Genomic DNA, 26,414 nt, shown 5'->3' with positions numbered 1-26,414 from the left:
CGTCATAGCGGCCGCCCGCTAGGGGGCCAAGGAACGCGACCTCTAGCTTCAGAGTGTCTCGATAGACGATCGGCCACCGGTCCACTTCTAGACTTGATCGGTGACGCGAGTGGGTGCGGTCGGCTTCGACCTCGACGGGACGCTGTTCGATCACCACGGTTCAGCCCGATCTGCCGCGGCCTACTTCCTCGGTTCGCTCGGCGTGGTCGCGTCGGACTCGACTCTTTCGAGATGGTTCGACGCCGAGGAGGAGAACTTCGAGCGTTGGCGGTCGGGTGAGATCAGCTTCTCGGAGCAGCGCCGTCAGCGGCTTCGCTCGGTCCTCCCAGCGCTAGGGGTCGATGTCCCTGCCAGTGACGTCGATGTCGACGAGCTGTTCGGCGGTTATCTGCGGGCGTACGAGTCGTCATGGCGGGCATTCCCCGATGCGCTTCCGCTTCTCCAGAGCCTGCGCGCGTCCGGTCATCACATCGGGCTGTTGACGAACGGGACAGAGGCTCAGCAGCTGGCGAAGCTCCGGCGCACAGGTCTCCTCGACGAGTTCGATGTCGTCTGCACGTCTGAGCGCATCGGTTTCTCGAAGCCCGACGTGAGGGCCTTCGCCGTTCTTGCCTCTGAGCTCGAAGTCGAGCCGGGGGCATGCCTGTTCGTCGGCGACGACGCGAAGAAGGACGTTGACGGAGCGAGGGCAGCCGGTATGCAGGCGCTGCTGGTCGATGGCCACAGGCCCCGTGAGCTTCGGATCGCTGAGTTGGTCGGGTGCGCGATCGCGAGGTCTGCGGGTGCCCGATAGCCGATCGGTCGTCGATCGGGGCGGAAGCTCGCTCCTCGTCCTGAGAGGATCGGCGCATGATCCTGAGGAGCAGCACAGTCGCTTTGGAGCCCATCACGCCGGCACTTGCCCGGCGCATCGTGGCTCGTGACGAGCGACCCGGTGACCGGTGGCATGCCGAGTACCCGTTCCTCGACGAGATCGATCCATTGAGATCATTGGCTGCGTCAGCGGCCCCTGACCCGGACTTCACGATGTACGTCGTCCGAAGGTCGTCGAACGGGATGGCGGTGGGGGGCCTCGGGTTCTTCGGTCCTCCTGACGCCGACGGGCGAGTCGAGTTCGGGTACGGGTTGGTTCCTTCGGCTCGAGGCGAGGGCCTGGCGTCGTCGGCTGTCCTGCTCGCGCTCGAACACGCTCGTCTGCGCGGGGCAACGATCGCAGCGGCGGACACGGAAGCCGACAACGTCGCTTCCCGTCGCGTCCTCATCAAAGGCGGCCTCGCCGAAGTGCAACGAAGCGGCTCTCTCGTTCTCTACGAACGAGTCCTGACCGCCCGATAGGGGATCCCCCACTGGATCACTTGCTGTGGGGCGAGCGCACTCGGAGAGGACGCCGTCGTGGTCGTTCCGTGTCGTCGGTGAGCGTGGGTGGAAACGGTCCCTAACGTCGTAGCGTCTAGGGATGCAGCAGCCCAGGGGCCTCGATCAGCTCGTATCGGAATGGCGGAGCTCCGGACCAGGACGTGCGCGCTTCGTGCCGGGCTTCGACCCATCAGGTGGAGGAGCAGCGGCGACAGTTCTCGTGCTGATGGAATCACCCGGTCCTGCCACGATCAAGCAGGGCGAGGACGCGATCAGCAGTGAGGACAACCCGGGGCCGACGGCGTCTGCGTTCAGGCGAGCACGGATCGAGTCGGGTCTGGGCAGGAACGTCTACCCTGCGATGGAACATCGTCCCGTGGGCCCTTGGTCGGGCGCCGACCGTCACCGATCTCGACGAGGCACGCCCTGCCCTGGCTCAGCTGCTCGTTTCTCTGCCGCAGCTGCGGGCGATCGTGACCTTCGGCACTCCGGCCCTGACGGGCGTGATGAGGTACTTCACCCTGGAACCGCGTGCGAGGGTCGTGCCCGTGCTCGCGGCACCCCATCTGTCGCCGGCGAACGCCACCCGCGCCGGCGAGAAGCACCTGCGGGCCGTCACGGCCCTACGGCACGCTTCGCTTCTCTGATCATCTCGGCGAGGAGTCGGGGCTGTGCTGCGACGCGGCGATCACGGCCAGGAGATCCTGCGCCCCGGCGCTCAGACCGGCCGACCACACAGCGCGGAACGGGCGCCTCAGGTCGACGGCTGCCGGGACGGTGACGAGGCGCCCGGCACGGAGGTCGTCCTCGACCAGCAACGAGCTGATGACTCCCGGACCCACACCGCCGGCGATGGCCGCCCGGATGGCGCCCGTCGACGACAACTGCGCAGCGGGTTCTGCCATCAGGGCAGGGTCGATCCCCAGGGCGAGCTCGAGGGTCCGGCGGGTGCCCGAGCCCGACTCCCGAGACACGAGCGGTGTGGATGCGAGATGCGCTGCCGTCACGGGCTCGGACTTCGATGCCCATGCGTGCCCGGGCGAGACGACGACGAGCAGTTCGTCGACACCCAGGACGGTGCTGGCGAGCCCGTCGGCCTCATCGGGGGTCTCGGTGAACCCGAGGTGCGCGCGCCCCGAACGGACCTCGTCGACGACCCAGTCGCTGTTGCCCGATTCCAGGCGCACCCGGACACGATCCGCTGCCGCTGTCATCCAGCGGGGCATCAGCGCCTCTGACACCGTCTGACTCGCCGCGACGAGGAGAGCGTCGGAGGCGCCGGTCATCAGGGTGTGCAGCGATCGTTCGAAGGTGGTCGCCGCCTCGAGCAGGGGTCGGCCCCACTCGCACACCAGGAGTCCGTGCTCGGTGAGCGCCGAGCCGGCCCGAGAGCGGACGAGCAACGTGCGACCCAGCCGCCGCTCGGTGCTCGTGATGCGAGACGATGCCGCCTGCTGGCTGATGCCCACCGATGTCGCGGCACGGCCAAGACTGCCCGATCTCGAGATCGCCTCCAGCAGTCGGAGCGTCTCGAGGTCAACAGGGAGTCCGGTCACAAGAGTCGATTGTGACACCACAAGCATCCGCCCGTATCGGCAGCCGGACGCACGTACGAAGATCGAGGCATGCCTGCCACGATCACACCGGATGTCGCCCCACCCCGCACACGCGGTCTGTTCCGCCAGCTCGAGCACCGCGGGCAGATCGTGTCGAACCTGACCCCGAACTGGTTCGCGTCGATCATGGGGACGGGCATCGTCGCCAACGCCGCGGCGACCCTGCCGTTGCAGTTCCCGGGGCTGCGCCCCGCCGCGACCATCGTCTGGGCACTGGCCAGCGTGTTGTTGGTCGCTCTCAGCACGGCGACCGTCCTGCACTGGGTGCGTTACCGGGCCACCGCGCGGGGGCATCGACTCAATCCGGTGATGGCGCACTTCTACGGGGCACCGCCCATGGCGCTGCTGACCGTCGGCGCGGGCACCCTGCTCTTGGGGAAAGACGTCCTCGGTACGCCCCTGGCGGTCGGCATCGACTGGGTGTTGTGGACCATCGGTACGGTGCTCGGCCTCGTCAGCGCGATCGCGGTCCCGTACCTGACGTTCACCCGGCACGACACGGCCCCCGACAGTGCGTTCGGCGGCTGGCTCATGCCCGTGGTTCCTCCGATGGTGTCTGCCTCGACCGGTGCGCTGCTGCTGCCCTTCCTGCCCGCGGGGCAGGCAAGGCAGAACATGCTCTGGGGGTGCTACGCGATGTTCGGCTTGTCGTTGCTGGCGTCGATCGTGATCATCACGCTGATCTGGTCACGCCTGGCCCAGCACAAGATCGGCCCGGCCGGCATGGTCCCGACCCTCTGGATCGTCCTCGGCCCCCTGGGGCAGTCGATCACCGCGGCCAACCTTCTCGGTGGCAACGCCCACCTCGCCGTCGACCAGGAAACCTCGCACGCCCTGTTCGTCTTCGGGCTCGTCTACGGTGTGCCCACCCTGGGATTCGCCCTGATGTGGGCGGCACTGGCATCGGCCATCACCCTCCACACCATCCGCCAGGGGCTCCCGTTCTCACTCACCTGGTGGTCGTTCACCTTCCCCGTCGGCACCTGCGTGACAGGCCTGAACGGTCTGGCCCTGCACACGGGACTCGTCACGCTGCAGGTACTGGCGGTCGTGTTCTACATCGGGCTCGTCGGGGCCTGGATCACGGTCGCCGCGCGCACCTTCCACGGCAGCGTCATCCGCGGAACGCTCCTCGCGCCTCCCCGTCCCCTGCCCTGACCACGGACGACGAGGGTGCGTGGGGGGAGCGACTCAGATCGAACAGGCGTCGTTCCAGTCACGGCGATAGGCCTCGGGGTCACTGACGTCGACGATGGCCGAGGCGGCGCCCTTGGGCTCGTCACGCGACCGGTAGCTCTCGAACGCCACCGCACTGCGGTCGTTGCTCGCCGGATCACGCACCCCGGAGGCCTCGACCCACAGAGTCCAGTTCCACCGCGTCCGGACGCCAGGCTGCAACGCGCCTTCGCCGACGACCAACAGCACGTCCGTGCCGGCGGGTGAAGACTCGAAGTCTGCGCCCGTGAATGATCGGACCGACGACGTGAGGCCTCTCGCGCTGATCTCCCGAGCCAACTGACTGCCCATGTCCGAGAGTTGCTCGCCAGCATCGCCATCCACAGCCACGATGCCTCCACCGGACGGAAGCCGACCCAGCATCTCGGAAACCAAGTCATGGATGACGGTGTTGCTCATGATGCTTTCTCCTGCGCACTTGTATGTCGAAACGGAAAGGGGAGTCGGCGGCCGCCGACTGGTGCGGCTGCACGAAGCGGCCGCGAACCTGATGCAACCACGAGCATGCCCCGACGGCAGCCCCCACGAGCATTCGCGACTCGTCAGCAGAAGGGTGTCATGACGTGCCAATGGTGAGGCCGACGAGCCCGGCAGCGACGGCGAGCAGCAGCATGCCCGCGCCGTTGGCGATTCCCGCGACCCATTTCTTCTCGGCTACGAGGCGCACGGTCTCGACGCTTGCGGTGCTGAACGTGGTGTAGCCGCCCATGAGCCCGCCGCCCGCGACGAGCAGCCACTCTCGGGGCATCCCCGCGTGGTCGGCGAGACCGGTGAGCAAGCCGAGCACGAACGACCCGCTGACGTTGATGACCAGGGTCGCCAGCGGGATGGGGGCCGACCACGTGCTGCGGACGACGCCGTCGACGACGAGGCGCAGGGCCGCACCCACGCCACCGGCGACCGCGATCGCGACGAAGAGCCACGGGGCGATCACGACGCCGCCTCAGAACGGCGATGGAGGGCGGCACCGCCGGTGATGCCGGCCCAGGAACCCACGGCGCCGAGCACGACCGATCCCACACCGTAGGCGATCGCGATCGGCAGCGCGTCACCGAGCAGGGTCGCGGTGTCGACCGCGAGGGCGCTGTAGGTGGTGAACCCGCCGAGAACGCCTGTTCCGACGAGGAGGCGCAGGTCGCGTCGGCGACCCGCGTCCGGCCCTCGTCGCACCAGCGACTCAAGGAGCAGCCCGAGCGCGAACGCACCGACGACATTGATCAGCAGGATCGTGACGGGGATGCTGCCCGGGGCCGCGGGGAAGCTCAACGCCAGGGCTTCGCGCAATCCCGTGCCGATCGTGCCGCCGAGGGTGACGAATCCGATGAACCGCCACCGCAGGTGCACGGGCCTTTCGGTGCCCGTGGAGTCGTCGACATCGAGGTCCGGGTTCTGGCCCAGCCCGTCGAACTCGTCGCCTCTCCTCGAGGGCAGCGGCGGAAACGGTGAGTCGGGTGAGGGGGTGGTCATGCATCGTCCTTCGTGCTGAGGCCGTAGGGGAGTCCGGGCTGATCGGCTTCGATGTCGGTGAGGCGGTTGTACTTGCAGACCCGCTCCCCGCGTGCGGGGGCACCGGATTTGATCTGGCCGACCCCGGTGCCGACGACGAGGTCGGCGATGAACGTGTCGGTGGTCTCCCCGGAGCGGTGCGACACCATGCAGGCCATGCCGTGCGACCGAGCGGTGGCGATCGCGTCGAGGGTCTGGCTGACGGAGCCGATCTGGTTCGGCTTGATGAGGACGGCGTCCGACCAGCCCTTCTCGGCACCTTCGGCGATCCTTTCGGGGTCGGTCACGTAGAGGTCGTCGCCGACGAGCTGCACGCGGCCGCCGAACCTCGACGCCATCAGCGCCCACCCGTCGTGGTCGTCCTCGTGGAACGCGTCCTCGATGCTCCTGATCGGGTACGCGTCGAGCAGTGCACCGTACCGGTCCGCGAGGGCCGCACGGTCGAGGTCCTGCCCGGCGACCCGGTACCGGCCGTCTCCGTCGCCGAACCCGTTCGCGGCAGGGTCGAGGGCGATCGCGACGTCGTCGAGCGCCGCCCGGTGGCCGGCGTCGGTGATCGCCTGGACGATGAGGTCGAGGGCGTCCTCGGGGCTGCTGATCGCCGGGGCGAAGCCGCCCTCGTCGCCGAGGCCCGCGGTGTTGTAGCGGGTCTGTACGAGCGCTTTCAGGGCATGGTAGACCTCTGCGCCGGTCTGCACCGCTTCCTCCTCACTGGTCGCCCCGACGGGAGCGATCATGAACTCCTGGAAATCGAGGTCGTTGGCTGCACGGGCGCCTCCGTTCAGGACGTTGAAGTGCGGGACGGGGAGCGATTCGTTCGCCCCCGACAGCAGGGCGATCCACCGGTGCAGGGACAGGCCGGCTTCGCGGGCCAGCGCTCGGGACGCCGCGATCGACGTGGCGACGACGGCGTTGGCGCCGAGCCGCGACCAGTTCGGGGTGCCGTCGAGGTCGGCGAGGGCACGGTCGATCTCGCTGATCCCGGCCCACGGGCGTGAGGTCAGGAGGTCGCTGATCTCGGTGGTGACCATCTCTGCCGCTTTCCGGACGCCCTTGCCACCGAACGCTGCACCTCCGTCTCGGAGTTCCACGGCCTCGTGGGCACCGGTCGAGGCTCCCGCAGGGGCGGCGCCCGAGACGAGGGTGCCGTCGGCGAGTTCGAGGTCGACCTGGACGGTGGGGAATCCGCGTGAGTCCAAGATCGACCGCCCGAGGGCGGACACGATCTGGACGGGGTGTGCACCGCCGTGGGTGACGTAGGTGCCGACGTCATGGGTGTGGATGGTGCGGTTGCTGATGTAGTCGTTCATGTCAGGTTCCTCCTTCGTGGGTGATGACCGCGGCGGCGAGGGCCGCTGCGGCCGGGTCGAGATACGTGCCGCCCCGCGTCAGCGGATGCCCGTCGGAGGCGAGGTCGTAGATCAGGGGGTGGCCGGTCGGGATGTTGAGCGCGGCGACCTCGAGTGGGGTGAGCGCGTCGAGCAACAGGCAGAGTGCGCGGAGGCTGTTGCCGTGGCCCACCACGAGCACGGTGCCGCCGGGGGCACCGGCCTTGACCGCCTCGGCGACGGGGCGGACCCGGACGATGACGTCGAGCAGGCTCTCGGCCCGGGTGCGGTTCGAGGGATCCACCTGACGAAGGGCGTCCTGAGCCCACAGCTTCGCGAACTGCGCGTCGGAGGACGGCGGGGGCGGGATGTCCAGTGAGCGCCGCCACAGGGTGAAGTCCTCCTCGCCGGCTGAGCGGCGAACATCCGCCTTCGTCCGTCCGGTCAGGTCGCCGTAGTCGCGTTCCCGGAGTCGCACGTCGACGGTGGCGGGCACGGTCCACTGGTTCTCGGACACCATGATGCAGGCAGTCTCGGTCGCACGGGCCAGCGGTGAGCACAGGATCGATGCCGGGCGGAAACCCGTCTCGTCGAGCAGGTGTGCAGCACGGCGGGCTTCTTCACGGCCTCCGGTCGTGAGGGGTGAGTCGGTGATGCCTGTGAACAGCCCGTCGGCATTGGCCTGGCTCTGGCCGTGTCGCACGAGGGCGATCCGGGTCGTCACGGCCGGGCCTTCGAGACCGGCACCACGAGCACCGGCACGGGTTGATGGTGCATGAGGAACGATGCCGTGGACCCGTGCAGTGCAGCCTTCAGGCCCGCGGCGAGACCGTTCGAGGATCCGACGACGATCATCACGGCGTGCGTGTCGGCGGCGACGCGGGCCAACGCCTTAGCGGGGTCACCGGCGAGGACACGGACGTCGACCGTGATCTGCGCGTCGGTGCGGAGCCGGGCTGCCGTCGCCTCGAGGGCAGATCTGTCGGCGGCGACGTCGTCGTACTCGTCTGGGTCGAGGGGAACGGTCGCCCCTCGGCCGCTGGCGTCGTCGGGGTCAGCGGGGACGCGGGAGTCGTCGACCTGCACGACGACGAGTTGTGCCGACAGCCGGGCCGCGAACCGGGCGGCGTTCGAGAGAACGGTGTCGGCCGTCCGGGTATGAGCTCCGACGACGATGGTGTCGGTGGTCATCTGGTCTCCTATCTCGGTTCCTGGGCACGCCAGTGGATGAGATAGGGACTGTTGTCGACCTGAGTCGAGGTTGGTGACGGCGAGCCCCACCGCCGTGGCGTCTCCGCCAGGCTCAGTCAAGCACTGATCCGACCAAGCTGCACCTGCTGATACAACATTCTTTTAGACCAAGAAAAGGGTGTGGTGGCCTGTCCTGATAGGGGATCGTTCACCGGGAGCTGAGCAGACGTAGGGTCTTGCTCTCTACTTGGAGTTTCGGTCAAGCGCCCTCGCCGTCTCTATCGGGAATCGGCATACTGAGGTCGTGCCGATCCCGCCCCATCACGAAGCCACATTCGGGCGGCTGACCGACGCAGCCAGGAGGACGTTCGGGACGGACCACGTCTCCGCGTCCCTGCTCGATCCCGACACGGATCGCCTGCCGTTTCTGGAAGTCCCCGGACTGTCATTCATCGGTGAGCAATGGATCGTCGTCGAATTCGCCGGCGGCCGAAGACTAGAGCTCGAGTGGAACGTAGCCGGTGTCGGCCGGGCATTCAGTCTGCTCGAACGACGGCAGCTGAGGATGACCATCGACAAGACCGCCCCAGAGGGCCTGCCAGGCTGGATCGAGGCGCTCGTCGGCACTCACGGCCGGGTGACGGTCCACGCTCCCGTCGCTGAGTTCGACCTGGAGGTGCGGGTGGTTCCTGACCGGGGTTCCGCTTTGCCCTTCTCCGTTCACGTGCGGCATGACGGCAATGTTGTGGTCGAGGGCTCGCAGCTTCACTGGTGGACCTTCGGTGCCGGACGCACTGACGATGACGGCATGGCGGCAGCGAAGGACCTGATGGAACAGGTCGTGCTCTACGCCGGCAGCATCAGACGCACGTGGCGAGGCGTCACCTTGCTCGACGAACACGGTGACTACTTCTCAGGGCCGATTCCGGGGCCGAGGCTGCCATTCCGGCCCCAACGTCTCTACTTCCGCGCCTACAGCTAGCCTCATCCTGCCCGCACAGAACGCAATTACGTTCAATTCAGATGTTCTGCATTTTCGACGGCCGCCCGATAGGGGATCGTTCACCGGCGCAAGCCTGAATGCTCGTCTGGCACGAGTCGGACATTCATGCCTTTGATTTGCTGGCCCCGTTGATTGCCTCGTTCGCGCCGTTCGGTTCTTCTTGCCGTTCGAGTCGGGGTATCGCCGGGGCGTCGTGGTTCGGGCCACGACACCCCAGCGGGGCGAAGCAGCGTTGCTTCGCGGGGTCTTCACCTCGGCCGCAGCTAGGGACTGCGGGTGCGTCGTGCACGGGTGAAGACGACTAGAGGCGCCAATCCTCGATTCAAAAAGGGTTAAGCAGCAGGCGCGGCGGCAGCGCCCGGTATGTCGAGATGCGCGGCCCCCGCGGTGGCTCACGAGCTTGCGACGGTGCCTTCTACATTGCCTGTGACCCCTGGAATCGTGGTCGGCGAGTCGCAGGTCTCGCCGGGGAGCGGGACGGCGAGTTGCCGTTTGAGGTAGGAGACGAGTTCGTGGTGGGGGAGGCGTTGCAGCGAGATCGGGGCCGGGCGTGCTCCGGGCGGGTGGGGGTCAGGGGCGGTCACGGTCGGCGAGCAGGGGCTCCATGTCCACTTGCTCCGTGTCAGGCAGAGGCGGCCGGGTGGAGGGGGCGATCGGGGCGGTGAGAGCGATGTTCGGGTCAGGCAGTCGCATGGCGGGTCGTGTCCTCGAGGAAGAAGTCGGCGTAGGTGGGCCCCATCGGGACGGGGAAGAGGCGGCGGCGCTGCTCTCGGCGGGCATAGGTGACGATCAGTGCCGGCGGAACGTCGGGCAGCGAGTCGTACCTACGGGCCTGGTGACCAGGTGAGCGCCGCGGCTCGCGTGCGTGGTCAGCCACGAGGTGTGTCGTGATCACCAACGGCGAGACCACGGCAGGAGGCGGTGTCGGCCGAGTGGGCGCGGCCGACCAGAGGGGGTGGGCGGTGCGACGAGGGCTGCTTGCGCCTGGGGGAGGGTGTCGAACGTCCCGACCACGTCGCCGCGGGCGTTCGTGGTGATGAAGGTCCCGACGAGCTGTACGGCGCCGGCGATGTCCTTGCCGGTGCGGCTCGTCCACATGCCGGGGCCCGTCTCGTGCCAAGTCACCGGGGAGGTGCCGGTGCCGGCCGCCCTCGGGGGGAGTGTGGTCGTCACGCGGCGTCTCGCACGCTGGCGTCGGTGCGGAGGCGGGCGGCTGCTGTGGCGAGGTCGCCGTAGTCGCCGAGGTACTGGCTGAAGCAGTCGCGTACGTAGAAGTGCTCGCCGTGGTGGTCGATGGTGCAGGCGAAGGCGCCGCCGGTACTGGCGACCCAGAAGCCGGGCTCGGCCTCGGTGAGGGTGGGCGCGGCAGGGCGGATCGTGGGTGCGGGCGCGAGCAGGGTCACGGGTGTCGTTCCTCATTCAAGTCGGGTGGGGAGCGCGCATGCTTCTCGTCGGGTCGAGGGGCAGCAGGAGCGCGTCACTACTAGGTCGCAACGAGTGTGCGATTCGTCACGCCGGGCGTCGACGAATTTCGGCCGAGTCGTGGTGGGGAGCGATTCGCCCCGCTCACGGACGCTTCTCTGCCGGCACGGGGAGCCGCGGACCGGGTAGAACTGACGGGTGTCCGATCAGCCGCGCCGTGTCGACCTCGCGGACGCCGACGACCACACCCTCGTCGAGCGTGCCGGGCACGGTGACGTCCGGGCGTTCGAGGTCCTGGTTCGTCGGTACGGGCCGTTGATGCGTTCCTACGCGCGGCGGGTCCTCGGTCGTTCCGACGACGTCGACGACGTCGTCCAGGAGACCTTCGTCGCGGCGTGGAAGCAGCTGCCCTCGATCGAGGACCCCTCGAAGGTCAAGAGCTGGTTGATGCGCATCGTCAGCAGGCGGTGCGTGGACAGGATCAGGGCCAGGCGTGACCACGACGACATCGCCGACCACGACTCCGAGGGACCCGAGCACGAGACGCCGCACCGTGTCGTCGAGGCCCGGTCGCGGGAACACGCGCTGACCCTGGCGTTGGAGGCGATGCCCGCCCCTCAACGGCGGGCGTGGATCCTGAAGGAGATGGTCGGGCAGTCCTACGACGAGATCGCGGACGACTTGGGTCTTCCCGTGTCCACGGTCCGGGGGCTCCTCTCCCGGGCGCGCAAGAACATGATCAGCGAGATGGAGGGATGGCGATGACCACCGATCTTCCCGACGACCTCGAGGCCGCGGGTGTCAGCGGCGACGACGTCGAGACACTGTCGCTCGAGCCCGACCGGCTCGACGGGCACACCATCGACGAGCTCGCCGACTACCTCGATGCCGGGATGACCCCGGCGGACCCGACGATCGACGACTCACCGGCTTGCCAGAACGTCCTCGATGCCCTGACGAGGGTGCGCATGCTGTCCCACGGAGCGCTCGAGGCCGACGCGCTCGACGAGGACGCGCGCGAAGACGACTGGATCACCGAGATCATCACCAACATCAGCCTCGAAGCGCACGCCGGCCGGGACATCCCCCTCCCGCCGCTGAAGGAGACCGAGAACTCCGTCATCACCGAGGGAGCCGTCCGCAGCATCGTCCGCCGCGCCGGCGACACCGTCGACGGTGTCCTCATCGGGAGGTGCACGCTCGAGGGTGACGTCACCACGCCCGGTGCCCCGGTCGTCGTCCGTGTGTGGGCACGCATCGTCCGTGACCACGGCGCGACGGCGGAGGCCGTGACGGACGCAGTGTGCTCGGCCGTCGAGGAGGCGCTGCGGACGCACACGGAGATGAACGTCGAGAGCATCGACGTCACGATCCGCACGGACGGCGCAGCCCCCGTCCCGGAGGAAGAACGATGACCAGCCACGACCTCGACGACACCGCCCGTGACGCACTCGCCCTCGAACTCGAGGAGCTCGTCGAGGCAATTCCTGGTGTGGCTCACATCTACCAGCCGCGGGCGACCCTGCCCGCTCTCCTGGCTGCCCGGCTGACGCCCGACCCGAGCACACCGCCCCCGCCTCCTCGGGTCGAGATCGGCGACGACGGCGTCGTCGCCCTCACCATCGCCACCGATGCCGACAGCATCTCGCCCGACGTCGCCCACCGCGTCCACGACGCCCTCCTGGAGAGGCTGGGCCGAGCGGGCACGGCAGTCAGGCGGGTCGACGTCCGCATCGCCCGCGTGGACTGACCGAGGGCGGCGACCAAGGGGTCGCCGCGCCTGCTCTCACCGTGCCGCCAGATGACGAAGGCCACGCACGGGCGTCCCGGACTGGGGGTACCACGCATGGTGCACCCGCATACAGTGGCCGAATGCCTGGGGGAGCATCCCTCCTGTACCCCTTCCGAACGAATGGCTCCCCCGTGTCTCTTGCACCTGCGCTGCCAGCCGTGACCCGACGATCAGGCGACGAACTCCTCGCCCTCGTCGGTGAAGGCAACGAGCGGGCCTTCGCTGTCTTCTACGACTGCACCGTGTCCCGGGTCCTCGGGCTCGTGCGCCGCATCCTGGTCGATCCGGCGCAGTCCGAAGAGGTCACCCAAGAGGTGTTCCTCGCCGCCTGGCAGGACGCGCCCCTGTTCGACCCCACCGAGGGCACGGCGGTGGGGTGGCTGCTGATGCGCGCGCGCCGCCGTGCGATCGACCGCGTGCGGTCTTCTCAGGCCGGACGGGACCGCGACGTCGCCGTGGGCATCCGCGACCATGAACCCAGCCGAGACGACGTCGCCGAAGAGGCCGAGATCTCGGTCGAACACCACCGGGTCGCGAGGGCCATGCGAACCCTCACCGTTGCGCACCGCGAGGCCTTCGAGCTGACGTACTACGGCGGCTTCACCCGGTCCGAAGCAGCCGTTCGCGCCGGCGTCCCGATCGGGACGATGAAGACCCGCATCCGGGACGCGCTCGTCGCCCTCCGGAAGCACGTCGACGGATAGGGCCTTCGGGCCATCCGTCCGGGCCGACGCACGGGCATCCGCCTCTCGACGAAGCACCTCGACAGGTCACCTCCTCAGCACGGGCGTTCTGCCCGCAGCAGCGCCCGTCCCGGAATCACCCGTGGAGCTTGTCTTCCCCGCGCTGCCCGTCGACGCCCGTGTCACCCGATGACGGGGCGGTCTTCCGGGTAGTCGTAGAGCAGGGTGCGGCGTCGGACGGCGAGTGCCGACGCGAGGCCGATGGGTCCGACCCGGCCGGCGAACATGAGGGCGGCGAGGACGTACTTCCCGAACGGGTCGAGCTCTTGGCTGAGTCCGACGCTGAGGCCGCAGGTGGCGAAGGCGGAGATCACCTCGAAGAGGATGCGGTCGAGGGGTTCGTCGCTGACGGTCATGATGAGTGCGGTCGCGGCGAGGACGAGGGTGGCGCCGAGGAAGATGACGCTGATCGCGACGCGGAGAGCTGCCTCGGGGACGGTGCGGCGGAACACGCGGACGTTCTTGTCGCCCTTGCCCTCGGCGGCGATCGCGAGGAACAGCAGGGCGATGGTCGTGACCTTGATGCCGCCCGCCGTGGAGGCGGACCCGCCGCCGACGAACATGAGGGCGTCGGTGGCCAGCAGGGTGATGGGGTGGGAGGCGCCGGTGTCGACGAGCGCGAAGCCGCCGCTGCGCATCATGGTCGAGGCGAAGAGCCCGTGGACCAGCTTCTCGCCCGCCGGGAGGTCGCCGATGGTCGCCGTGTTGCTCCACTCGAGGAGCGTCCACACCGCAGCTCCCACGATCAGGAGCCCGGTGGTGACCGTCACGGTCAGCTTCGTGTGGAGGTTCCAGCGTCGCAGGTGGGTCTTGTGCACCATGAGAACCATGAAGACGGGGAAGCCCAGGCTGCCCACGAACACTCCGACCATGAGAGGGACGATGATGGCCGGGTCGGTGGCGAACTGTTCGAGGCCGTCGGCGTGGGTGACGAAGCCGGCATTGTTGAAGGCCGAGACCGCGTAGAAGACACCGTGCCACGTGCCCGAGACGAACGACCCTTCCCGCACGATGAACGCGGGCACGAGCACGAGCGCGAGAGCCGCCTCCACGACGACCGTGGTGAGTACGACGATCTTGAGCAGGGACTGGACCTCGCCGAGCTTGCTGGTGCCGATGCCTTGCTGGGCCATGATCCGCCCGCGTACGCCGAGCTTGTGCGTGACGGCCCGCGACAACAGGAGCGCGATGGTCACGATGCCGAGGCCGCCGACCTGGACCCCGGCGAGGATGACGACCTGGCCGAAGAAGGACCAGTGGGTCGCCGTGTCGACGGTCACGAGCCCGGTGACGGTCATCGCGGACACCGCGGTGAAGACCGCGTCGTGCAGCGGGGTCCTCGTGCCGTCGGCCGTCGCGACGGGGAGTGCCAGCAGGGCGGAGAAGAGCAGGACGACGCCGAGGAAGATCCCCAGCGCGACCAGTGCAGGCGAGCGGCGCAGGACACCCTGCGAGAAGGCAGCGATCCGGGCAGGAGCGGCGGTGCTCTTCGTCTGCGTCGTCACCGGCCCCACAGTAAGACACTTCGCCCGCCGCCCCGCAATGTCGACCGGCGCCGAACGGAGGAACGCGGAGAGAGTCCGCGAGGCCGACCGCGCTACGGTGTGTCCTCCGAGGTGCCGGCGACCTGCCGGGAAGAAGCCGCTCCGCGCGCCGTCACGCTCCGGCTCCGTGAGTCGTTCGTCGCAGCGTTCTTCCTCACCCCTCCGCCCCGAACAGCTCCTGGACTTCGACGAGGGTGTGACAGAGGCGCTGTTCGTCGGGCTGCGAGAGATCGGTCACCGCGTAGGCGTCCGTCACCCTCTGCACGAAGCCGACGAGGACGTCGATCCCGGTCTTCCCGTTCCGGTAGTCGAGGACGCGCCAGGTGCCCTCGGCGATCGGGTCGAGCAAGATCATGGGCATGGCGCGGGGGAGACGGCCGGCGGCAGGGGTTGCTCGATCATCGTGGTCGCCTCTCGGATCTCGATGGCGCCCGGGCGCCACGAGAGTGGTGGGTGGCAGCGGCCTCGTGGGCGAGCCGATGTCGCACGTGACCGGCGACGGAGTCGGCTCGTCCCGTGACGGCGACGAGCAGGACGAAGGCGACGAGGTGAGCGAAACCGCGGGTGGGGATCGGCATGGATCGTGTCTATGCCCGGGGCCGGATGCGCGGAGAGGGGTTGCCGAGAACCCCCGCTCGGAGGTAGGGCCGATCGCGTCGCGGTGACGTCAGTGGAACGGGCACCGGGATGGCGCTCCGGCTGCGCGGACCCGGCCGCCGGACGACGGTTTCGTCGGCAGCCGTCGCCGGTCGACGTCGAGCCCGTCGTCGAGGATCGCCAGGCGAGGGTCGCTGAGCGCCGAGACGGCGGCGGCGAGGCCGGCGATGGCGAGCTTCTCGCCGGGGCATCGGTGTCCGCCCGCGGGGTCCCCGCCACCGTGAGGGATGAACGTCGAGATCGCCTCGTAGTCGTCGACGCCCACGAAACGGTCCGGATCGAACTCGGAGGCGCGGTTCCAGGAGGCGTCATCCGTGTCGGTGCCGAGGATGTCGAGCAGGACCCGCCCGCCGGCGGGGAGCTCCCGTGCGTCGATCTCGACGTCGTGGCGCGCCCAGCCGGGCAGCATCGGGACGAACGGCGCGGTCCGCCGGACCTCCTGCGCGAACGCGACGGCGAGCGGCCCACCGGTCGACGTTCCACGGTCGGTGGCTTCCTCGGCGATCCGCTCTCGCCACTCGGGGTGGTCGTGCAGTGCCTTCGCGGCGAACGCGACGAAGCGGGCCACCGCGATCATCGGGCGGACGCTGTTCTGCAGCTCGATCCCCGCCAGCTTCGCGGGCAGCAGCTCGCCCTCGGGGTCCCGGTGCCGAGCCCACTCGTCGAGGGCCGTGCCTTCCCCAGGCGCGAGAGCGCCGGCGCGAACCGCCTCGACGAGGCGGCGAGCGTGCCGATCGGACCAGGCACGGTTCACCGCTGCCAGCAGGTACTCGGGGGAGTACGGCACACCGAAGCCGTCGACGATCTGCGCGAGGCGGGCCGACCAGCGGGTCCGCGCCTCCGGGGTTCCCGGCAGGCCCGCCCACCTCATGCTCGCGCGACCGAACGCCCCGACGGCCGCATCGTAGGCGGAGCGTCGACCCCCGGACAGCCAGGCATCGATCTCGTGCCGCCACTCCCGTTCGAGCAGGGGCGTCAGCCGGGCGACCTGGTCGTCCTCGTACGCGACGTCGAGGAACGTCGCTTTGCGGTGCCGGTGTTCCGCTCCGTCGAGGCTGTGCACGGACCCGGTGCCGAAGAGCGTCTGCTGGACGATCGCGGGCATGGCCCCGTGCCGAGCGATCTGCCGTTCGTCGTAGAAGAGCTCGACGGCCTCGGCGCCCCGGACCAGCAGCGCCTCCCGCCCGAGCAGGCGGAGAGGCACGGCCCGGGCGCCCGTCCGCGTTCGCTCCCAGAGGCGCGCACCGAAACCGTAACCCCGGGTGAGCAGGGCGATCGAGTCGTCGCGAAGCGGGTTCGTCCTGGGTGTGGAGGGGAACATGCGGCCATCGTGCCAGCGCTCGCGCATTCGCGACCAGGCGATCTCGCCGAGGTCACGGCCGTCCGCCGGGAGCGTCGTCGTCGCCGCCTCGCCTCCCGGCCCCGGTGGGCGTGTGGTGGGCGTGTGGTGTCCGTGAGGAAGACGGCGTTCGGCGTAGGGAAGTCGTAAGGGCCCGCGATCGGCGCTGCGGCGAGGTGTCTACTGACTCGCTGTGCCCACGACGGGCACCGGGCCGTCCGGCCCGTCGATCGTCCTCCTTGGAGTCGTAGTGCTCGACATCGTGTACGTGCTCGCCGTCATCGCTGTGTTCGCAGTGGTGTCCCTCGTCGCGAAGGGGGTCGAGAAGCTGTGATCGTCTTCAGCATCGGAGCCGCCGTCCTCGCCGTGGCCGCCCTGGCGTACCTCGTGTACGCCCTCGTGAAGCCCGAGCGCTTCTGATGGACGCGCTGTTCGGCATCCTCCAGATCCTCACGGTCGTCGTCGTCCTCGTCGTCGTGTACCGCCCCTTGGGTGACTACATGGCGCGGATCTTCACGACGGCGAAGGACGCCCGCGTCGAGCGTGGCTTCTACCGCCTCATCGGCGTCGACTCCGCGGCGGAACAGACCTGGCCCGCCTACCTGCGCGGGGTCCTCAGCTTCTCCGTCGTCGGCGTGCTGTTCGTCTACGCGATCCAACGCCTCCAGGCGTTCCTGCCCTACTCGCTCGGCTTCCCCGCCGTCCCCGAGGGCCTGTCGTTCAACACCGCGGCCTCCTTCGTCACGAACACCAACTGGCAGTCGTACTCGCCCGACGTGACCCTCGGGTACGCGGTGCAGCTCGGCGGACTCGCCGTCCAGAACTTCGTCTCCGCGGCCGTCGGGATCGTGGTCGCCGTGGCCGTCATCCGAGGGCTCGCCCGCGCGAAGAGCGGCACGCTGGGCAACTTCTGGGTCGACCTGACACGCACGCTCGTCCGCCTGCTGCTCCCCCTGGCCGTCGTCGCGGCCTTCGTGCTCGTCGCGGGTGGGGTCGTCCAGAACGTCGCCGGGTTCACCGACGTCACGACCCTCACCGGAGGGACCGCGACGATCCCCGGCGGGCCCGTCGCCTCGCAGGAGGCGATCAAGATGCTCGGCACCAACGGTGGCGGCTTCTTCAACGCCAACAGCTCCCACCCCTTCGAGAACCCCACGCCGTGGACGAGCCTGTTCGAGATCCTCATGATGCTCGTCATCCCGTTCTCGCTGCCGCGCACCTTCGGCCGCATGGTCGGCTCGACGAAGCAGGGCGTCGCGATCGCCGCCGTCATGACGACGATCTTCGCCGTCTCGCTGACCGCCATGACCTGGTTCGAGCTCCGCGGTGCCGGCACCGCCACCCAGCTCGCCGGAGGCGCGATGGAAGGCAAGGAGGCGCGGTTCGGCATCTGGGGATCGACCCTGTTCGGTTCCACCTCGACCCTGACGTCGACGGGGGCGGTGAACTCGATGCACGACTCGTACACCGCCCTCGGCGGCATGATGCCGATGATCAACATGATGCTCGGCGAGATCGCCCCCGGCGGCGTCGGATCAGGCCTCTACGGGATGCTCGTCCTGGCCGTCATCACGGTGTTCATCGCGGGCCTGCTCGTCGGCCGCACCCCGGAGTACCTCGGCAAGAAGATCGGGCCGCGCGAGATCAAGCTCGCCAGCCTCTACATCCTGGTCACGCCGACCATCGTCCTCGCCTTCACGGCGCTGAGCTTCGCGATCCCCGCGGTGCGTGCCGACGTCGAGGGCACGTCGATCTGGAACCCGGGCCTGCACGGCTTCAGCGAGGTGCTCTACGCCTTCACCTCCGCCGCGAACAACAACGGCTCCGCCTTCGCCGGCCTCACGGCGAACACCCCCTGGTTCAACACCACCCTCGGTGTCGCGATGCTGCTCGGCCGTTTCCTCCCGATCGTGCTCGTGCTCGCCCTCGCCGGCTCCTTCGCCGCACAGGACAGGGTCCCCGCCACCGCCGGGACCCTGCCCACCCACCGCCCGCAGTTCGTGGGCCTGCTCACCGGCGTCTCGGTGATCATCACCGCGCTGACCTACTTCCCCGTCCTCGCACTGGGACCGCTCGCCGAAGGGCTGAAGTGACCATGTCCATCACCACCGACACACCGACCACCGACCACGAGCGCGAGGGTGACCAGACCCCGACGAACCGAGGAGGCGCGTTCGGCGCCGCCCAGCTCGTCGCGGCCCTGCCCGGCGCGCTCCGCAAACTCGACCCGCGCGAGATGTGGCACAACCCCGTCATGTTCATCGTCGAGGTCGGTGCCGCCTACACGACGATCCTCGCGATCGCCGGCCTCTTCACCGGTCCCGAGACCTCGGGCGGCTCGCCCGTCCCCGGCTCGTTCACCTGGGCCATCGCGGTCTGGCTCTGGCTGACCGTCGTCTTCGCGAACCTCGCCGAGTCCGTCGCCGAGGGTCGCGGCAAGGCACAGGCCGAGACCCTCAAGGCGACCCGCACCAGCACCACCGCCCAGCGCGTGGTCTCGTACGACGCGACGTCCGACGCCGGTGCCGAGCGCGCCTCCTCGGAGTCGGTGTCCTCGGCCGACCTCACGCTCGGCGACACGGTCGTGGTGACCGCCGGCGAGCTGATCCCCGGCGACGGCGACATCGTCTGGGGCATCGCCAGCGTCGACGAGTCGGCCATCACGGGCGAGTCCGCCCCGGTGATCCGCGAGTCGGGCGGCGACCGCAGCGCGGTCACCGGCGGCACCCGCGTGCTGTCCGACCGGGTGGTCGTGCGCATCACGAGCAAGCCCGGCGAGACCTTCGTCGACCGCATGATCCGCCTCGTCGAGGGCGCCTCCCGCCAGAAGACCCCGAACGAGATCGCGCTGAACATCCTGCTCGCGAGCCTGTCGATCGTGTTCGTCGTCGTGACCCTGACGTTGAACCCCATCGCGGCCTACAGCGACGCGTCGGTGAGCATCCCCGTGCTCATCGCCCTGCTGGTCTGCCTCATCCCCACGACGATCGGGGCGCTGCTCAGCGCCATCGGCATCGCGGGCATGGATCGCCTGGTGCAGCGCAACGTGCTCGCCATGTCGGGCCGCGCGGTCGAGGCCGCCGGTGACGTCACCACGCTGCTGCTCGACAAGACCGGCACCATCACCTACGGCAACCGGCAGGCGGCCGAGTTCACGCCGCTCGACGGCATCGCCCGGGCCGAACTCGTCGACGCCGCCGCCCGGTCGTCGCTCAGCGACCCGACCCCCGAGGGCAAGTCGATCGTCGACCTCGCCCTGACGACGGGGTGGCACGACGCCGACGGTCAGCCGGGTGAGATCGTGCCCTTCACCGCCCAGACCCGCATGTCGGGTCTCGACCTACCCGACGGCACGCAGATCCGCAAGGGTGCCGGCAACTCCGTCATCGCCTGGGTCGAGGAGGACCGTCGTCTCGCCAGCACCGAGCACGACGAACTGCAGACCCGCATCGACGAGATCTCGAACGCCGGAGGGACCCCCTTGGTCGTCGCGATCAAGACCACGGCCTCGGAGGCTCGCGTCCTCGGCGTCGTGTACCTCAAGGACGTCGTCAAGACCGGCCTGCGCGAACGCTTCGCCGAACTGCGCAGCATGGGCATCCGCACGGTCATGATCACCGGCGACAACCCCCTCACCGCCAAGGCGATCGCGGCCGAGGCCGGCGTCGACGACTACCTCGCCGAGGCCACCCCGGAGGACAAGCTCGCCCTCATCCGCCGGGAGCAAGAAGGAGGCGCGCTCGTCGCGATGACCGGCGACGGCACCAACGACGCCCCCGCGCTGGCCCAGGCCGACGTCGGCGTCGCGATGAACACGGGCACCTCGGCCGCGAAGGAGGCCGGCAACATGGTCGACCTCGACAGCGACCCGACGAAGCTGATCGACATCGTCCGCATCGGCAAGCAGCTGCTCATCACCCGCGGCGCCCTCACGACGTTCTCGATCGCCAACGACATCGCGAAGTACTTCGCGATCATCCCGGCCATGTTCGCCGGGGTGTTCCCCGGGCTCGGGCTGCTGAACGTCATGCAGCTGTCCTCGCCGGCCTCGGCGATCCTCTCGGCGATCGTCTTCAACGCCCTCGTGATCGTCGTGCTCATCCCGCTCGCCCTGCGGGGCGTGAAGTACCGGGCGGCGTCGGCGTCGTCGATCCTGTCGCGCAACCTCCTCGTCTACGGACTCGGCGGCGTCGTCGCCCCGTTCGTCGGCATCAAGATCATCGACCTGATCGTCAGCCTGCTCCCCGGCTTCTGAACCGACGCAGACGACGAACGAGAGAGAGACCATGAACACCCGCACCCTGTTCCGCCAGTACGGCGTCGCCCTTCGCGCGATGCTCGTCTTCACCGCCGTCCTCGGCGTGGCCTACACGGCCGCCGTCACCGGGATCGGCCAGCTCGTCCCCGGCGGCGAGGCGGACGGTTCCGCCGTCCGGGTCGACGGTCGGACCGTCGGCTCGTCGCTCATCGGGCAGTCGTTCACCGACGCCGACGGGGTCGCCCTGCCCGAGTGGTTCCAGTCCCGGCCCTCGGCCGCCGGAGACGGCTACGACGCCTCGGCGTCGAGCGGCAGCAACCTCGGTCCCGAGAACCCGGACCTCGTCGCCGCCGTCGAGGAGCGACGGGCGGCGATCGCCGAGAGCGACGGCGTCGCCCCGGAGGACGTCCCCGTCGACGCGCTCACCGCCTCCGCGTCCGGGCTCGACCCGCACATCAGCCCCGAGTACGCGCGCATCCAGGTCGATCGGGTCGCCGCGGCACGGGACCTGCCGGTCGCGGACGTCGAGGCGCTCGTCGAGGAGCACACCCAGGGCCGGGACCTCGGCTACCTGGGCGAGCCCACCGTGAACGTGCTCGAGCTCAACGCGGCCCTGGCCGAGACGGGACGCTGAGGCCGTGAAGCGGGGGCGGCTCCGGGTGCTGCTCGGCGCCGCCCCCGGCGTCGGCAAGACCTACACCATGCTCGAAGAGGGGACCCGGCTCGCCCGAGAGGGCAAGGACGTCGTCGTCGCCGTCGTCGAGACCCACGGCCGCGAGGCCACGGCGTCCATGCTCGGCGATCTCGAGGTCGTCCCGCGGACGACGACCCTGCACCGCGGCATCGAGCTGACGGAGATGGACGTCGACGCGGTCCTCGCCCGGAGACCCGACCTCGCCCTCGTCGACGAGCTCGCCCACACCAACGCTCCGGGCTCGGCCCGGCAGAAGCGGTGGCAGGACGTCCAGGTCCTCCTCGACGCGGGCATCGACGTCATCTCGACCGTCAACGTCCAGCACATCGAGTCACTCAACGACGTGGTGGAGAAGATCACCGGGGCCGCCCAGCGCGAGACCGTCCCCGACAGCATGCTCCGGAGCGCCGATCAGATCGAGGTCGTCGACCTCGCCCCCCAGGCGCTCCGCGACCGTCTCGCCGAGGGGAACGTCTACCCGGCGGCCCGCATCGACGCCGCGCTGTCGAACTACTTCCGCCTCGGCAACCTGACGGCGTTGCGGGAGCTGGCTCTGCTGTGGCTGGCCGACGAGGTCGACAGCGCCCTGAAGGCCTACCGGGTCGAGAACGGGATCGACAGCAAGTGGGAGGCGCGGGAGCGGGTCGTGGTCGCCCTCACCGGCGGGCCGGAGGGCGAGACCCTCATTCGTCGTGGCGCCCGCATCGCCGCCCGGTCGTCCGGGGGCGAGCTCGTCACCGTGCACGTCATCGCCCAGGACGGCCTCCGCGATGCGCACCCGGGTGCTCTCTCGGCGCAGCGCACCCTGACGGAGAAACTCGGCGGCACCCATCACCAGGTCGTCGGTGGTGACGTCCCCGTCGCCCTGGTCCAGTTCGCGAAGGCGATGAACGCCTCCCAACTCGTCATCGGCGTCAGCCGCCGGAGCCGTGTCGCCGCAGCCCTGACGGGCCCGGGGATCGGCGCCACCGTCATCCGCGAATCGGGTGACATCGACGTGCACATCGTGACCCACTCCGCCGCCGGCGGCCGGTTCACCCTCCCCCGGGCAGGAGGCGCGCTGACGCTGCGGCGTCGCCTCCTGGGGGGCGGTCTCGCCGTGGTGCTCGGCCCGATCGTGACCTGGCTGCTCGTGATGTTCCGCAGCGACGAATCGCTCACGAGCGACGTGCTCGTCTACCAGCTGCTCGTCGTGGTCGTCGCGCTCGTCGGCGGGATCTGGCCGGCCCTCTTCGCGGCGGTGCTCTCGGGAGTGACGCTGGACTTCTTCTTCGTCGAGCCCTACGACAGCATCACCGTCGGCCGGCCGCTGCACCTCCTGACCCTCGTCCTCTACGTCGTCATCGCCCTGCTCGTCAGCTACGTGGTCGACCAGGCTGCCCGTCGATCCCGGGCGGCGGCGCGTGCCGTCGCCGAGTCCGAACTGCTCGCGGCCGTCGCCGGGGGCGTCATCCGCGGCCAGGACGCGCTCCACGCGCTCCTGTCCCGCACCCAGGACGCCTTCCGCCTGCGGACGGTCTCCGTCATCGACGTCGACGGTGACGTCGTCGACTCCCTCGGCGCACCCCGGGCCGGCGACGAGACGACGATCGTCCCCGTCGGCACCCGTGCGCGCCTCGAGATGACCGGACCGCCGATGGCGGCGTCCGAGAGGCGCCTCCTCGCGGTCATCGCGGCCCAGGTCGAGACGGCCCTGGAACACAAGGCCCTGTCGGCGACCGCCGACTCCGCGGGGCCGCTGGCGCAGGTGGACCAGGTCCGCACGGCACTGCTCGCCGCCGTCGGACACGACCTGCGGCGGCCGCTCGCCTCGGCCACGGCGGCCGTGACGGGCCTGCAACAAGACGACGTCGTCTGGGCGGACCGCGACCGCGACGAACTCCTCACCACGGCCCACGAGAGCCTCGACGCGCTGTCGGCCCTCGTCACGAACCTCCTGGACGTCAGCCGCGTCCAGGCGGGAGCCCTCGCGGTGTCACGCCAACCCGTCGACGTCGACGACGTCCTCTTCGCGTCCGTGGACGAACCTCCAGGTCGACCCCGGACGCATCGAGCTCCGGATCGGCGAGGACGTTCCCCAGGCCGACGCCGACCCGGTCCTCCTCCAGCGCGTCCTGGTGAACCTGCTCGACAACGCCCTCAAGTACGCCCCCGGGGGGACACCGGTGCGTCTCTCCAGCAGCAGCTTCGGGGACGCCGTGGAGATCCGCGTCGCCGATCAGGGGCCGGGGATCAGTCCCGAACGCCTGGACCTGGTGTTCGTTCCCTTCCAGCGCCTCGGCGACACCGACAACACCGCCGGCCTCGGGCTGGGACTCGCCATCTCCAAGGGCTTCACCGAGGGCATGGGGGGCACCCTCCGAGCCGAGGAGACCCCGGGAGGCGGGCTCAGCATGGTCGTCTCCCTTCCTGTGGCTCATCAGACGACCGGGACGGACCACGCATGAAGATCCTCATCGCCGACGACGATCCGCAGCTCGTCCGGGCCCTCACCCTGACCCTCGGGGCGGTCGGCTACGACATCGCCACCGCCGCCGACGGAGCCGAGGCGCTCCGCGCCGTCGTCGAAGAACATCCCGACGTCGTCATGGTCGACCTCGGCATGCCGCACGTCGACGGGCTCGGCGTCATCGAAGGCCTCCGCGGGTGGAGCAACATCCCGGTCCTCGTCGTCTCGGGCCGAGCCGGCGCCGCGGACAAGGTCGAGGCGCTCGATGCCGGCGCAGACGACTACATCACCAAGCCGTTCGCCATGGACGAGCTGTTGGCCCGCCTCCGGGCGCTGACGCGACGGACGACTCCGACCCCCGATCAACCGTCCGAGACGTTCGGGGGCATCCGGATCGACTTCGTCGCCACGAGCGTCGTCCGCGAACCGGACGAGGCGATCCGCCTGACTCCCACCGAATGGCGCATCCTCGAGATCCTGGTCAGGAACCCGGGGCGTCTCGTCACACGGGAGGACATCCTCACCCGGATCTGGGGTCCGGCACACACCACTGACGGCGGGTACCTGCGGCTGTACGTCTCCCAACTCCGGAAGAAGCTCGAAGCGGTCCCGGCTCAACCTCGCTACCTCCAGACGGTGCAGGGCATGGGCTACCGCTTCGTGCCCGACGAGCCGAGCAGCTGACCTCGGATGCCACGCGCCTCCTGCCCCCGTCGTCAGGGAAGTACACGATGGCGGTCAGAGGACGGGTGCGCTGAGGGACTCCCTGAGACGTCCGACCCGAACGGGGACGTGGTGATCGAGGACGACGCCCGTCGCCTGGAGGGGGCGGTGCCGCACGAGGTCGAGCACGTCCGGTTCCGACAGGGCGTCGGCTCGAGAGGCCGGCAAGAGCAGCGCGTTGGTCGAGACGTCCATGCCGTGGGTGTTCGCCGCCACGGCCCGCGTGCGCGACAAGACGCCGCGAAGGGTCGAGAAGTGAGACCCCGAGACGCGTCCGGAGGCGCGGATGCGTTCCAGGAGGAGGATCTGGCTCACCGGTCGGAGGTGCCGCAGCTGCGTCTCCAACACGTCGGTCAAGAACCGGCCCGCGTCCCGGGAGTCGCGTCGCGATGCGGCCGAGAAATCGTCGACCTCCAGGGCGAGGGCATCGAACTGCGGCCCCGTTCCGTAGAAACGAGTGGCGACGGGGACCGACGTCTTCGACGTCATGTCCGGTTCGAATCCGCCGGCAACGCGGTGTAGACCTCGTTCCAGCGCGCGAGGTACCGCTCGAGCGAGAGGTGGCCTGACGCGAATTCCCGCTCGAGGGCGACGAGCCGCGCAGCCGTCGCGCGGACGCAGGCGGCGTCACCGAGCACGACCAGACCGCCCGGGGTGCACGTCGAGGACGCCGTCAGCTCTCGCACCGTGGCCCGGAGCCGTGTCGTCATGACGTCGAGGCACAGGAACCCGAGACCGTAGAGGGCCAGAGCGATCGAGGCCGCCACCGGAGCCGGGACCCGGGATGCCAGGACGAGGAGCGACACGGCCGAGCAGATCGCCCCGGCGACGGGCCAGATCTGCCGGAGATGGAGGAGCCTCCTCTCGCGGAGGCTCGTTCCCGGTCGGAACACCCGGAGGGTGATCTGCTGCACGACCGTCGACCGAGCCGGAGCCTGGTCCAGCGTGCCCCACGAATGAGCACCGTCCACGACGTCGTGCACGGCGTGACGCATCGTCGGGAGGGCGCCAGGGGTCGTCATCGTCGGCTCTGGTGCCGGCGCAGACGCCCGACCGTGATGTCGCCCGGGCACGGGAACGCCAGGAGGTCGCCGATGCGAAGGTCTCCGGGCAGGTCGGCCACGGCGAGATCGGGCCCCTCGTCCTGCAGGCCGATCACCATGGCCACGTCGTGGGCCGTCGAGATCCGCCCGATCAGACGCAGCTCCCCGATGGCGACGGGCACCGCACCCAGTCGGGCGTCCACCTGGACGACGATCGCACCGGAGCTGTGGCGACAGACGTTGCTGACGGTGACGACGATCGCCGTGGCGTCGTCGACGGTCGACACCCGGCCACCGGAGCGGGGCACGAGGGCAGCGCCCGTGTGGACGCACGGCGTCTCGCAGATGCTCGCCAGGCGGACGAGGGACACCCCGCCGATGACGACGTCGTCCAGGGTCGGACGAGTCCGTTCCGGCCAGGCGTCGGGGACGAACGGGTCGGCGATCACCCGTCGCATCGAGGGAAGGATGTCCGTGAGGGTCATGAACGGACCTGACGCGCGACACGGCGGTC

General features: G+C 69.5%; 30 protein-coding genes and 1 pseudogene. 15 read left to right on the top strand and 16 right to left on the bottom strand.

What is annotated here, in order from left to right:
* The first annotated feature begins 100 nt into the window (after window positions 1-100).
* Entirely contained in the window at window positions 101-793 is a 693-nt protein-coding gene (locus tag OVA02_RS00815) for an HAD family hydrolase (protein ID WP_082460665.1), read from the top strand.
* 56 nt (window positions 794-849) lie between these two features.
* The gene (locus tag OVA02_RS00810; protein ID WP_056049969.1) at window positions 850-1,335 is read left to right on the top strand and encodes a GNAT family N-acetyltransferase; all 486 of its coding nucleotides are present in this window, start codon (window positions 850-852) and stop codon (window positions 1,333-1,335) included.
* A 668-nt stretch (window positions 1,336-2,003) separates the two neighbouring features.
* Here the strand turns inward: OVA02_RS00810 and OVA02_RS00805 are convergent.
* Window positions 2,004-2,912, bottom strand: coding sequence for a LysR family transcriptional regulator (locus OVA02_RS00805; protein WP_267659012.1), 909 nt, complete (start codon window positions 2,910-2,912; stop codon window positions 2,004-2,006).
* Between the two features lie 69 nt (window positions 2,913-2,981).
* On the opposite strand from OVA02_RS00805, the gene OVA02_RS00800 reads away from it, so the two are divergent.
* Entirely contained in the window at window positions 2,982-4,130 is a 1,149-nt protein-coding gene (locus OVA02_RS00800) for a TDT family transporter (RefSeq protein WP_123570949.1), read from the top strand.
* Between the two features lie 33 nt (window positions 4,131-4,163).
* Here the strand turns inward: OVA02_RS00800 and OVA02_RS00795 are convergent, their stop codons facing one another.
* The 6 genes from OVA02_RS00795 to OVA02_RS00770 all read right to left on the bottom strand — a co-directional run bounded on the left by OVA02_RS00795 (window position 4,164) and on the right by OVA02_RS00770 (window position 8,233).
* Window positions 4,164-4,607 (bottom strand): hypothetical protein, encoded by a 444-nt coding sequence (locus tag OVA02_RS00795; protein ID WP_056228989.1) that lies wholly within the window; start codon window positions 4,605-4,607, stop codon window positions 4,164-4,166.
* A gap of 157 nt (window positions 4,608-4,764) precedes the next feature.
* The gene (locus OVA02_RS00790; RefSeq protein WP_307785063.1) at window positions 4,765-5,142 is read right to left on the bottom strand and encodes a fluoride efflux transporter FluC; all 378 of its coding nucleotides are present in this window, start codon (window positions 5,140-5,142) and stop codon (window positions 4,765-4,767) included.
* Window positions 5,139-5,675: a fluoride efflux transporter FluC gene (locus OVA02_RS00785; RefSeq protein WP_082460666.1), complete on the bottom strand. Its 537-nt coding sequence runs from the start codon at window positions 5,673-5,675 to the stop codon at window positions 5,139-5,141. The genes OVA02_RS00790 and OVA02_RS00785 overlap by 4 nt, the downstream gene beginning before the upstream one ends.
* Window positions 5,672-7,024 carry a phosphopyruvate hydratase gene (gene eno / locus OVA02_RS00780; RefSeq protein ID WP_267659011.1) on the bottom strand — a complete coding sequence of 451 codons (1,353 nt, stop codon included), beginning with the start codon at window positions 7,022-7,024 and terminating at the stop codon, window positions 5,672-5,674. The genes OVA02_RS00785 and eno overlap by 4 nt, the downstream gene beginning before the upstream one ends.
* Window position 7,025: 1 nt before the next feature.
* Window positions 7,026-7,766 (bottom strand): 2,3-bisphosphoglycerate-dependent phosphoglycerate mutase, encoded by a 741-nt coding sequence (locus OVA02_RS00775; RefSeq protein WP_158612880.1) that lies wholly within the window; start codon window positions 7,764-7,766, stop codon window positions 7,026-7,028.
* Window positions 7,763-8,233 (bottom strand): universal stress protein, encoded by a 471-nt coding sequence (locus OVA02_RS00770; RefSeq protein ID WP_056049983.1) that lies wholly within the window; start codon window positions 8,231-8,233, stop codon window positions 7,763-7,765. Before OVA02_RS00770 ends, OVA02_RS00775 begins: the two co-directional genes overlap by 4 nt.
* A gap of 304 nt (window positions 8,234-8,537) precedes the next feature.
* Here OVA02_RS00770 and OVA02_RS00765 point away from each other — a divergent pair, with 304 nt between their 5' ends.
* Window positions 8,538-9,215 (top strand): hypothetical protein, encoded by a 678-nt coding sequence (locus OVA02_RS00765; RefSeq protein ID WP_267659010.1) that lies wholly within the window; start codon window positions 8,538-8,540, stop codon window positions 9,213-9,215.
* Between the two features lie 700 nt (window positions 9,216-9,915).
* Here OVA02_RS00765 and OVA02_RS00760 read toward each other — a convergent pair.
* The 3 genes from OVA02_RS00760 to OVA02_RS00750 are packed head-to-tail and all read right to left on the bottom strand — an operon-like array spanning window position 9,916 to window position 10,639.
* Complete coding sequence (locus OVA02_RS00760) at window positions 9,916-10,113, bottom strand: hypothetical protein (protein ID WP_159825896.1); 198 nt, start codon at window positions 10,111-10,113, stop codon at window positions 9,916-9,918.
* A gap of 14 nt (window positions 10,114-10,127) precedes the next feature.
* Window positions 10,128-10,409 (bottom strand): hypothetical protein, encoded by a 282-nt coding sequence (locus OVA02_RS00755; protein WP_159825895.1) that lies wholly within the window; start codon window positions 10,407-10,409, stop codon window positions 10,128-10,130.
* On the bottom strand, window positions 10,406-10,639 hold the full coding sequence (locus tag OVA02_RS00750) for a hypothetical protein (protein ID WP_267659009.1): 234 nt from the start codon (window positions 10,637-10,639) through the stop codon (window positions 10,406-10,408). The genes OVA02_RS00755 and OVA02_RS00750 overlap by 4 nt, the downstream gene beginning before the upstream one ends.
* A gap of 217 nt (window positions 10,640-10,856) precedes the next feature.
* Between OVA02_RS00750 and OVA02_RS00745 the strand changes: the two genes are divergently transcribed.
* The 4 genes from OVA02_RS00745 (at window position 10,857) to OVA02_RS00730 (ending at window position 13,154) form a co-directional block, all read left to right on the top strand.
* Window positions 10,857-11,423: an RNA polymerase sigma factor gene (locus tag OVA02_RS00745; protein ID WP_200413015.1), complete on the top strand. Its 567-nt coding sequence runs from the start codon at window positions 10,857-10,859 to the stop codon at window positions 11,421-11,423.
* Window positions 11,420-12,073 carry a hypothetical protein gene (locus tag OVA02_RS00740; RefSeq protein WP_200413016.1) on the top strand — a complete coding sequence of 218 codons (654 nt, stop codon included), beginning with the start codon at window positions 11,420-11,422 and terminating at the stop codon, window positions 12,071-12,073. Before OVA02_RS00745 ends, OVA02_RS00740 begins: the two co-directional genes overlap by 4 nt.
* Entirely contained in the window at window positions 12,070-12,408 is a 339-nt protein-coding gene (locus OVA02_RS00735) for a hypothetical protein (RefSeq protein WP_200413017.1), read from the top strand. Before OVA02_RS00740 ends, OVA02_RS00735 begins: the two co-directional genes overlap by 4 nt.
* Before the next feature lie 200 nt (window positions 12,409-12,608).
* Window positions 12,609-13,154, top strand: coding sequence for a sigma-70 family RNA polymerase sigma factor (locus OVA02_RS00730; protein ID WP_267659008.1), 546 nt, complete (start codon window positions 12,609-12,611; stop codon window positions 13,152-13,154).
* Between the two features lie 161 nt (window positions 13,155-13,315).
* Here the strand turns inward: OVA02_RS00730 and OVA02_RS00725 are convergent, their stop codons facing one another.
* From OVA02_RS00725 to OVA02_RS00715, 3 genes are all read right to left on the bottom strand, one after another.
* Window positions 13,316-14,698, bottom strand: a complete 1,383-nt coding sequence (locus tag OVA02_RS00725; protein WP_200413018.1) for a TrkH family potassium uptake protein — start codon at window positions 14,696-14,698, stop codon at window positions 13,316-13,318.
* Window positions 14,699-14,891: 193 nt separating this feature from the next.
* Complete coding sequence (locus OVA02_RS00720) at window positions 14,892-15,098, bottom strand: hypothetical protein (protein ID WP_173154481.1); 207 nt, start codon at window positions 15,096-15,098, stop codon at window positions 14,892-14,894.
* Between the two features lie 306 nt (window positions 15,099-15,404).
* The gene (locus OVA02_RS00715; protein WP_200413019.1) at window positions 15,405-16,715 is read right to left on the bottom strand and encodes a cytochrome P450; all 1,311 of its coding nucleotides are present in this window, start codon (window positions 16,713-16,715) and stop codon (window positions 15,405-15,407) included.
* A gap of 211 nt (window positions 16,716-16,926) precedes the next feature.
* Between OVA02_RS00715 and OVA02_RS00710 the strand changes: the two genes are divergently transcribed.
* From OVA02_RS00710 to OVA02_RS00680, 7 genes and pseudogenes are all read left to right on the top strand, one after another.
* Window positions 16,927-17,067: a hypothetical protein gene (locus OVA02_RS00710; protein ID WP_156155567.1), complete on the top strand. Its 141-nt coding sequence runs from the start codon at window positions 16,927-16,929 to the stop codon at window positions 17,065-17,067.
* Window positions 17,064-17,153: a K(+)-transporting ATPase subunit F gene (kdpF, locus tag OVA02_RS00705; protein ID WP_071257733.1), complete on the top strand. Its 90-nt coding sequence runs from the start codon at window positions 17,064-17,066 to the stop codon at window positions 17,151-17,153. Before OVA02_RS00710 ends, kdpF begins: the two co-directional genes overlap by 4 nt.
* Window positions 17,153-18,826, top strand: a complete 1,674-nt coding sequence (gene kdpA, locus OVA02_RS00700; RefSeq protein ID WP_200413020.1) for a potassium-transporting ATPase subunit KdpA — start codon at window positions 17,153-17,155, stop codon at window positions 18,824-18,826. Before kdpF ends, kdpA begins: the two co-directional genes overlap by 1 nt.
* 2 nt (window positions 18,827-18,828) lie before the next feature.
* On the top strand, window positions 18,829-20,988 hold the full coding sequence (gene kdpB / locus OVA02_RS00695; protein WP_056049831.1) for a potassium-transporting ATPase subunit KdpB: 2,160 nt from the start codon (window positions 18,829-18,831) through the stop codon (window positions 20,986-20,988).
* 31 nt (window positions 20,989-21,019) lie between these two features.
* Window positions 21,020-21,625 carry a potassium-transporting ATPase subunit KdpC gene (gene kdpC / locus OVA02_RS00690; RefSeq protein ID WP_267659007.1) on the top strand — a complete coding sequence of 202 codons (606 nt, stop codon included), beginning with the start codon at window positions 21,020-21,022 and terminating at the stop codon, window positions 21,623-21,625.
* Between the two features lie 4 nt (window positions 21,626-21,629).
* Window positions 21,630-24,132, top strand: a pseudogene (locus tag OVA02_RS00685) (DUF4118 domain-containing protein).
* Window positions 24,129-24,818: a response regulator transcription factor gene (locus OVA02_RS00680; protein WP_267659006.1), complete on the top strand. Its 690-nt coding sequence runs from the start codon at window positions 24,129-24,131 to the stop codon at window positions 24,816-24,818. Before OVA02_RS00685 ends, OVA02_RS00680 begins: the two are co-directional and overlap by 4 nt.
* Before the next feature lie 54 nt (window positions 24,819-24,872).
* Here OVA02_RS00680 and OVA02_RS00675 read toward each other — a convergent pair whose 3' ends face one another.
* Genes OVA02_RS00675 through OVA02_RS00665 form a run of 3 tightly spaced genes read right to left on the bottom strand, consistent with a single transcriptional unit; the run spans window position 24,873 to window position 26,385 of the window.
* Window positions 24,873-25,346, bottom strand: coding sequence for a hypothetical protein (locus OVA02_RS00675; protein ID WP_055976375.1), 474 nt, complete (start codon window positions 25,344-25,346; stop codon window positions 24,873-24,875).
* Window positions 25,343-25,879, bottom strand: a complete 537-nt coding sequence (locus OVA02_RS00670; protein WP_055976377.1) for a DUF6611 family protein — start codon at window positions 25,877-25,879, stop codon at window positions 25,343-25,345. Before OVA02_RS00670 ends, OVA02_RS00675 begins: the two co-directional genes overlap by 4 nt.
* Window positions 25,876-26,385 (bottom strand): hypothetical protein, encoded by a 510-nt coding sequence (locus OVA02_RS00665; protein WP_267659005.1) that lies wholly within the window; start codon window positions 26,383-26,385, stop codon window positions 25,876-25,878. Before OVA02_RS00665 ends, OVA02_RS00670 begins: the two co-directional genes overlap by 4 nt.
* Window positions 26,386-26,414 lie beyond the last annotated feature (29 nt).

Source organism: Frigoribacterium sp. SL97 (assembly GCF_026625765.1).
GTDB lineage: Bacteria > Actinomycetota > Actinomycetes > Actinomycetales > Microbacteriaceae > Frigoribacterium.
Note: the sequence above shows the minus strand (reverse complement) of the source record. Positions and strands in the feature narration are given on the sequence as shown.

Bases quoted from the DNA above. Each gene is read 5' to 3' on its own strand.
- OVA02_RS00670 (WP_055976377.1), bottom strand. From the start codon at position 25,879: ATGACGACCCCTGGCGCCCTCCCGACGATGCGTCACGCCGTGCACGAC.
- OVA02_RS00665 (WP_267659005.1), bottom strand. From the start codon at position 26,385: ATGACCCTCACGGACATCCTTCCCTCGATGCGACGGGTGATCGCCGAC.
- eno (WP_267659011.1), bottom strand. From the start codon at position 7,024: ATGAACGACTACATCAGCAACCGCACCATCCACACCCATGACGTCGGC.
- OVA02_RS00800 (WP_123570949.1), top strand. From the start codon at position 2,982: ATGCCTGCCACGATCACACCGGATGTCGCCCCACCCCGCACACGCGGT.
- kdpA (WP_200413020.1), top strand. From the start codon at position 17,153: ATGGACGCGCTGTTCGGCATCCTCCAGATCCTCACGGTCGTCGTCGTC.
- OVA02_RS00720 (WP_173154481.1), bottom strand. From the start codon at position 15,098: ATGCCCATGATCTTGCTCGACCCGATCGCCGAGGGCACCTGGCGCGTC.
- OVA02_RS00810 (WP_056049969.1), top strand. From the start codon at position 850: ATGATCCTGAGGAGCAGCACAGTCGCTTTGGAGCCCATCACGCCGGCA.
- OVA02_RS00785 (WP_082460666.1), bottom strand. From the start codon at position 5,675: ATGACCACCCCCTCACCCGACTCACCGTTTCCGCCGCTGCCCTCGAGG.
- OVA02_RS00715 (WP_200413019.1), bottom strand. From the start codon at position 16,715: ATGTTCCCCTCCACACCCAGGACGAACCCGCTTCGCGACGACTCGATC.
- OVA02_RS00675 (WP_055976375.1), bottom strand. From the start codon at position 25,346: ATGACGTCGAAGACGTCGGTCCCCGTCGCCACTCGTTTCTACGGAACG.
- OVA02_RS00770 (WP_056049983.1), bottom strand. From the start codon at position 8,233: ATGACCACCGACACCATCGTCGTCGGAGCTCATACCCGGACGGCCGAC.
- OVA02_RS00735 (WP_200413017.1), top strand. From the start codon at position 12,070: ATGACCAGCCACGACCTCGACGACACCGCCCGTGACGCACTCGCCCTC.
- kdpB (WP_056049831.1), top strand. From the start codon at position 18,829: ATGTCCATCACCACCGACACACCGACCACCGACCACGAGCGCGAGGGT.
- OVA02_RS00740 (WP_200413016.1), top strand. From the start codon at position 11,420: ATGACCACCGATCTTCCCGACGACCTCGAGGCCGCGGGTGTCAGCGGC.
- kdpC (WP_267659007.1), top strand. From the start codon at position 21,020: ATGAACACCCGCACCCTGTTCCGCCAGTACGGCGTCGCCCTTCGCGCG.
- OVA02_RS00795 (WP_056228989.1), bottom strand. From the start codon at position 4,607: ATGAGCAACACCGTCATCCATGACTTGGTTTCCGAGATGCTGGGTCGG.
- OVA02_RS00680 (WP_267659006.1), top strand. From the start codon at position 24,129: ATGAAGATCCTCATCGCCGACGACGATCCGCAGCTCGTCCGGGCCCTC.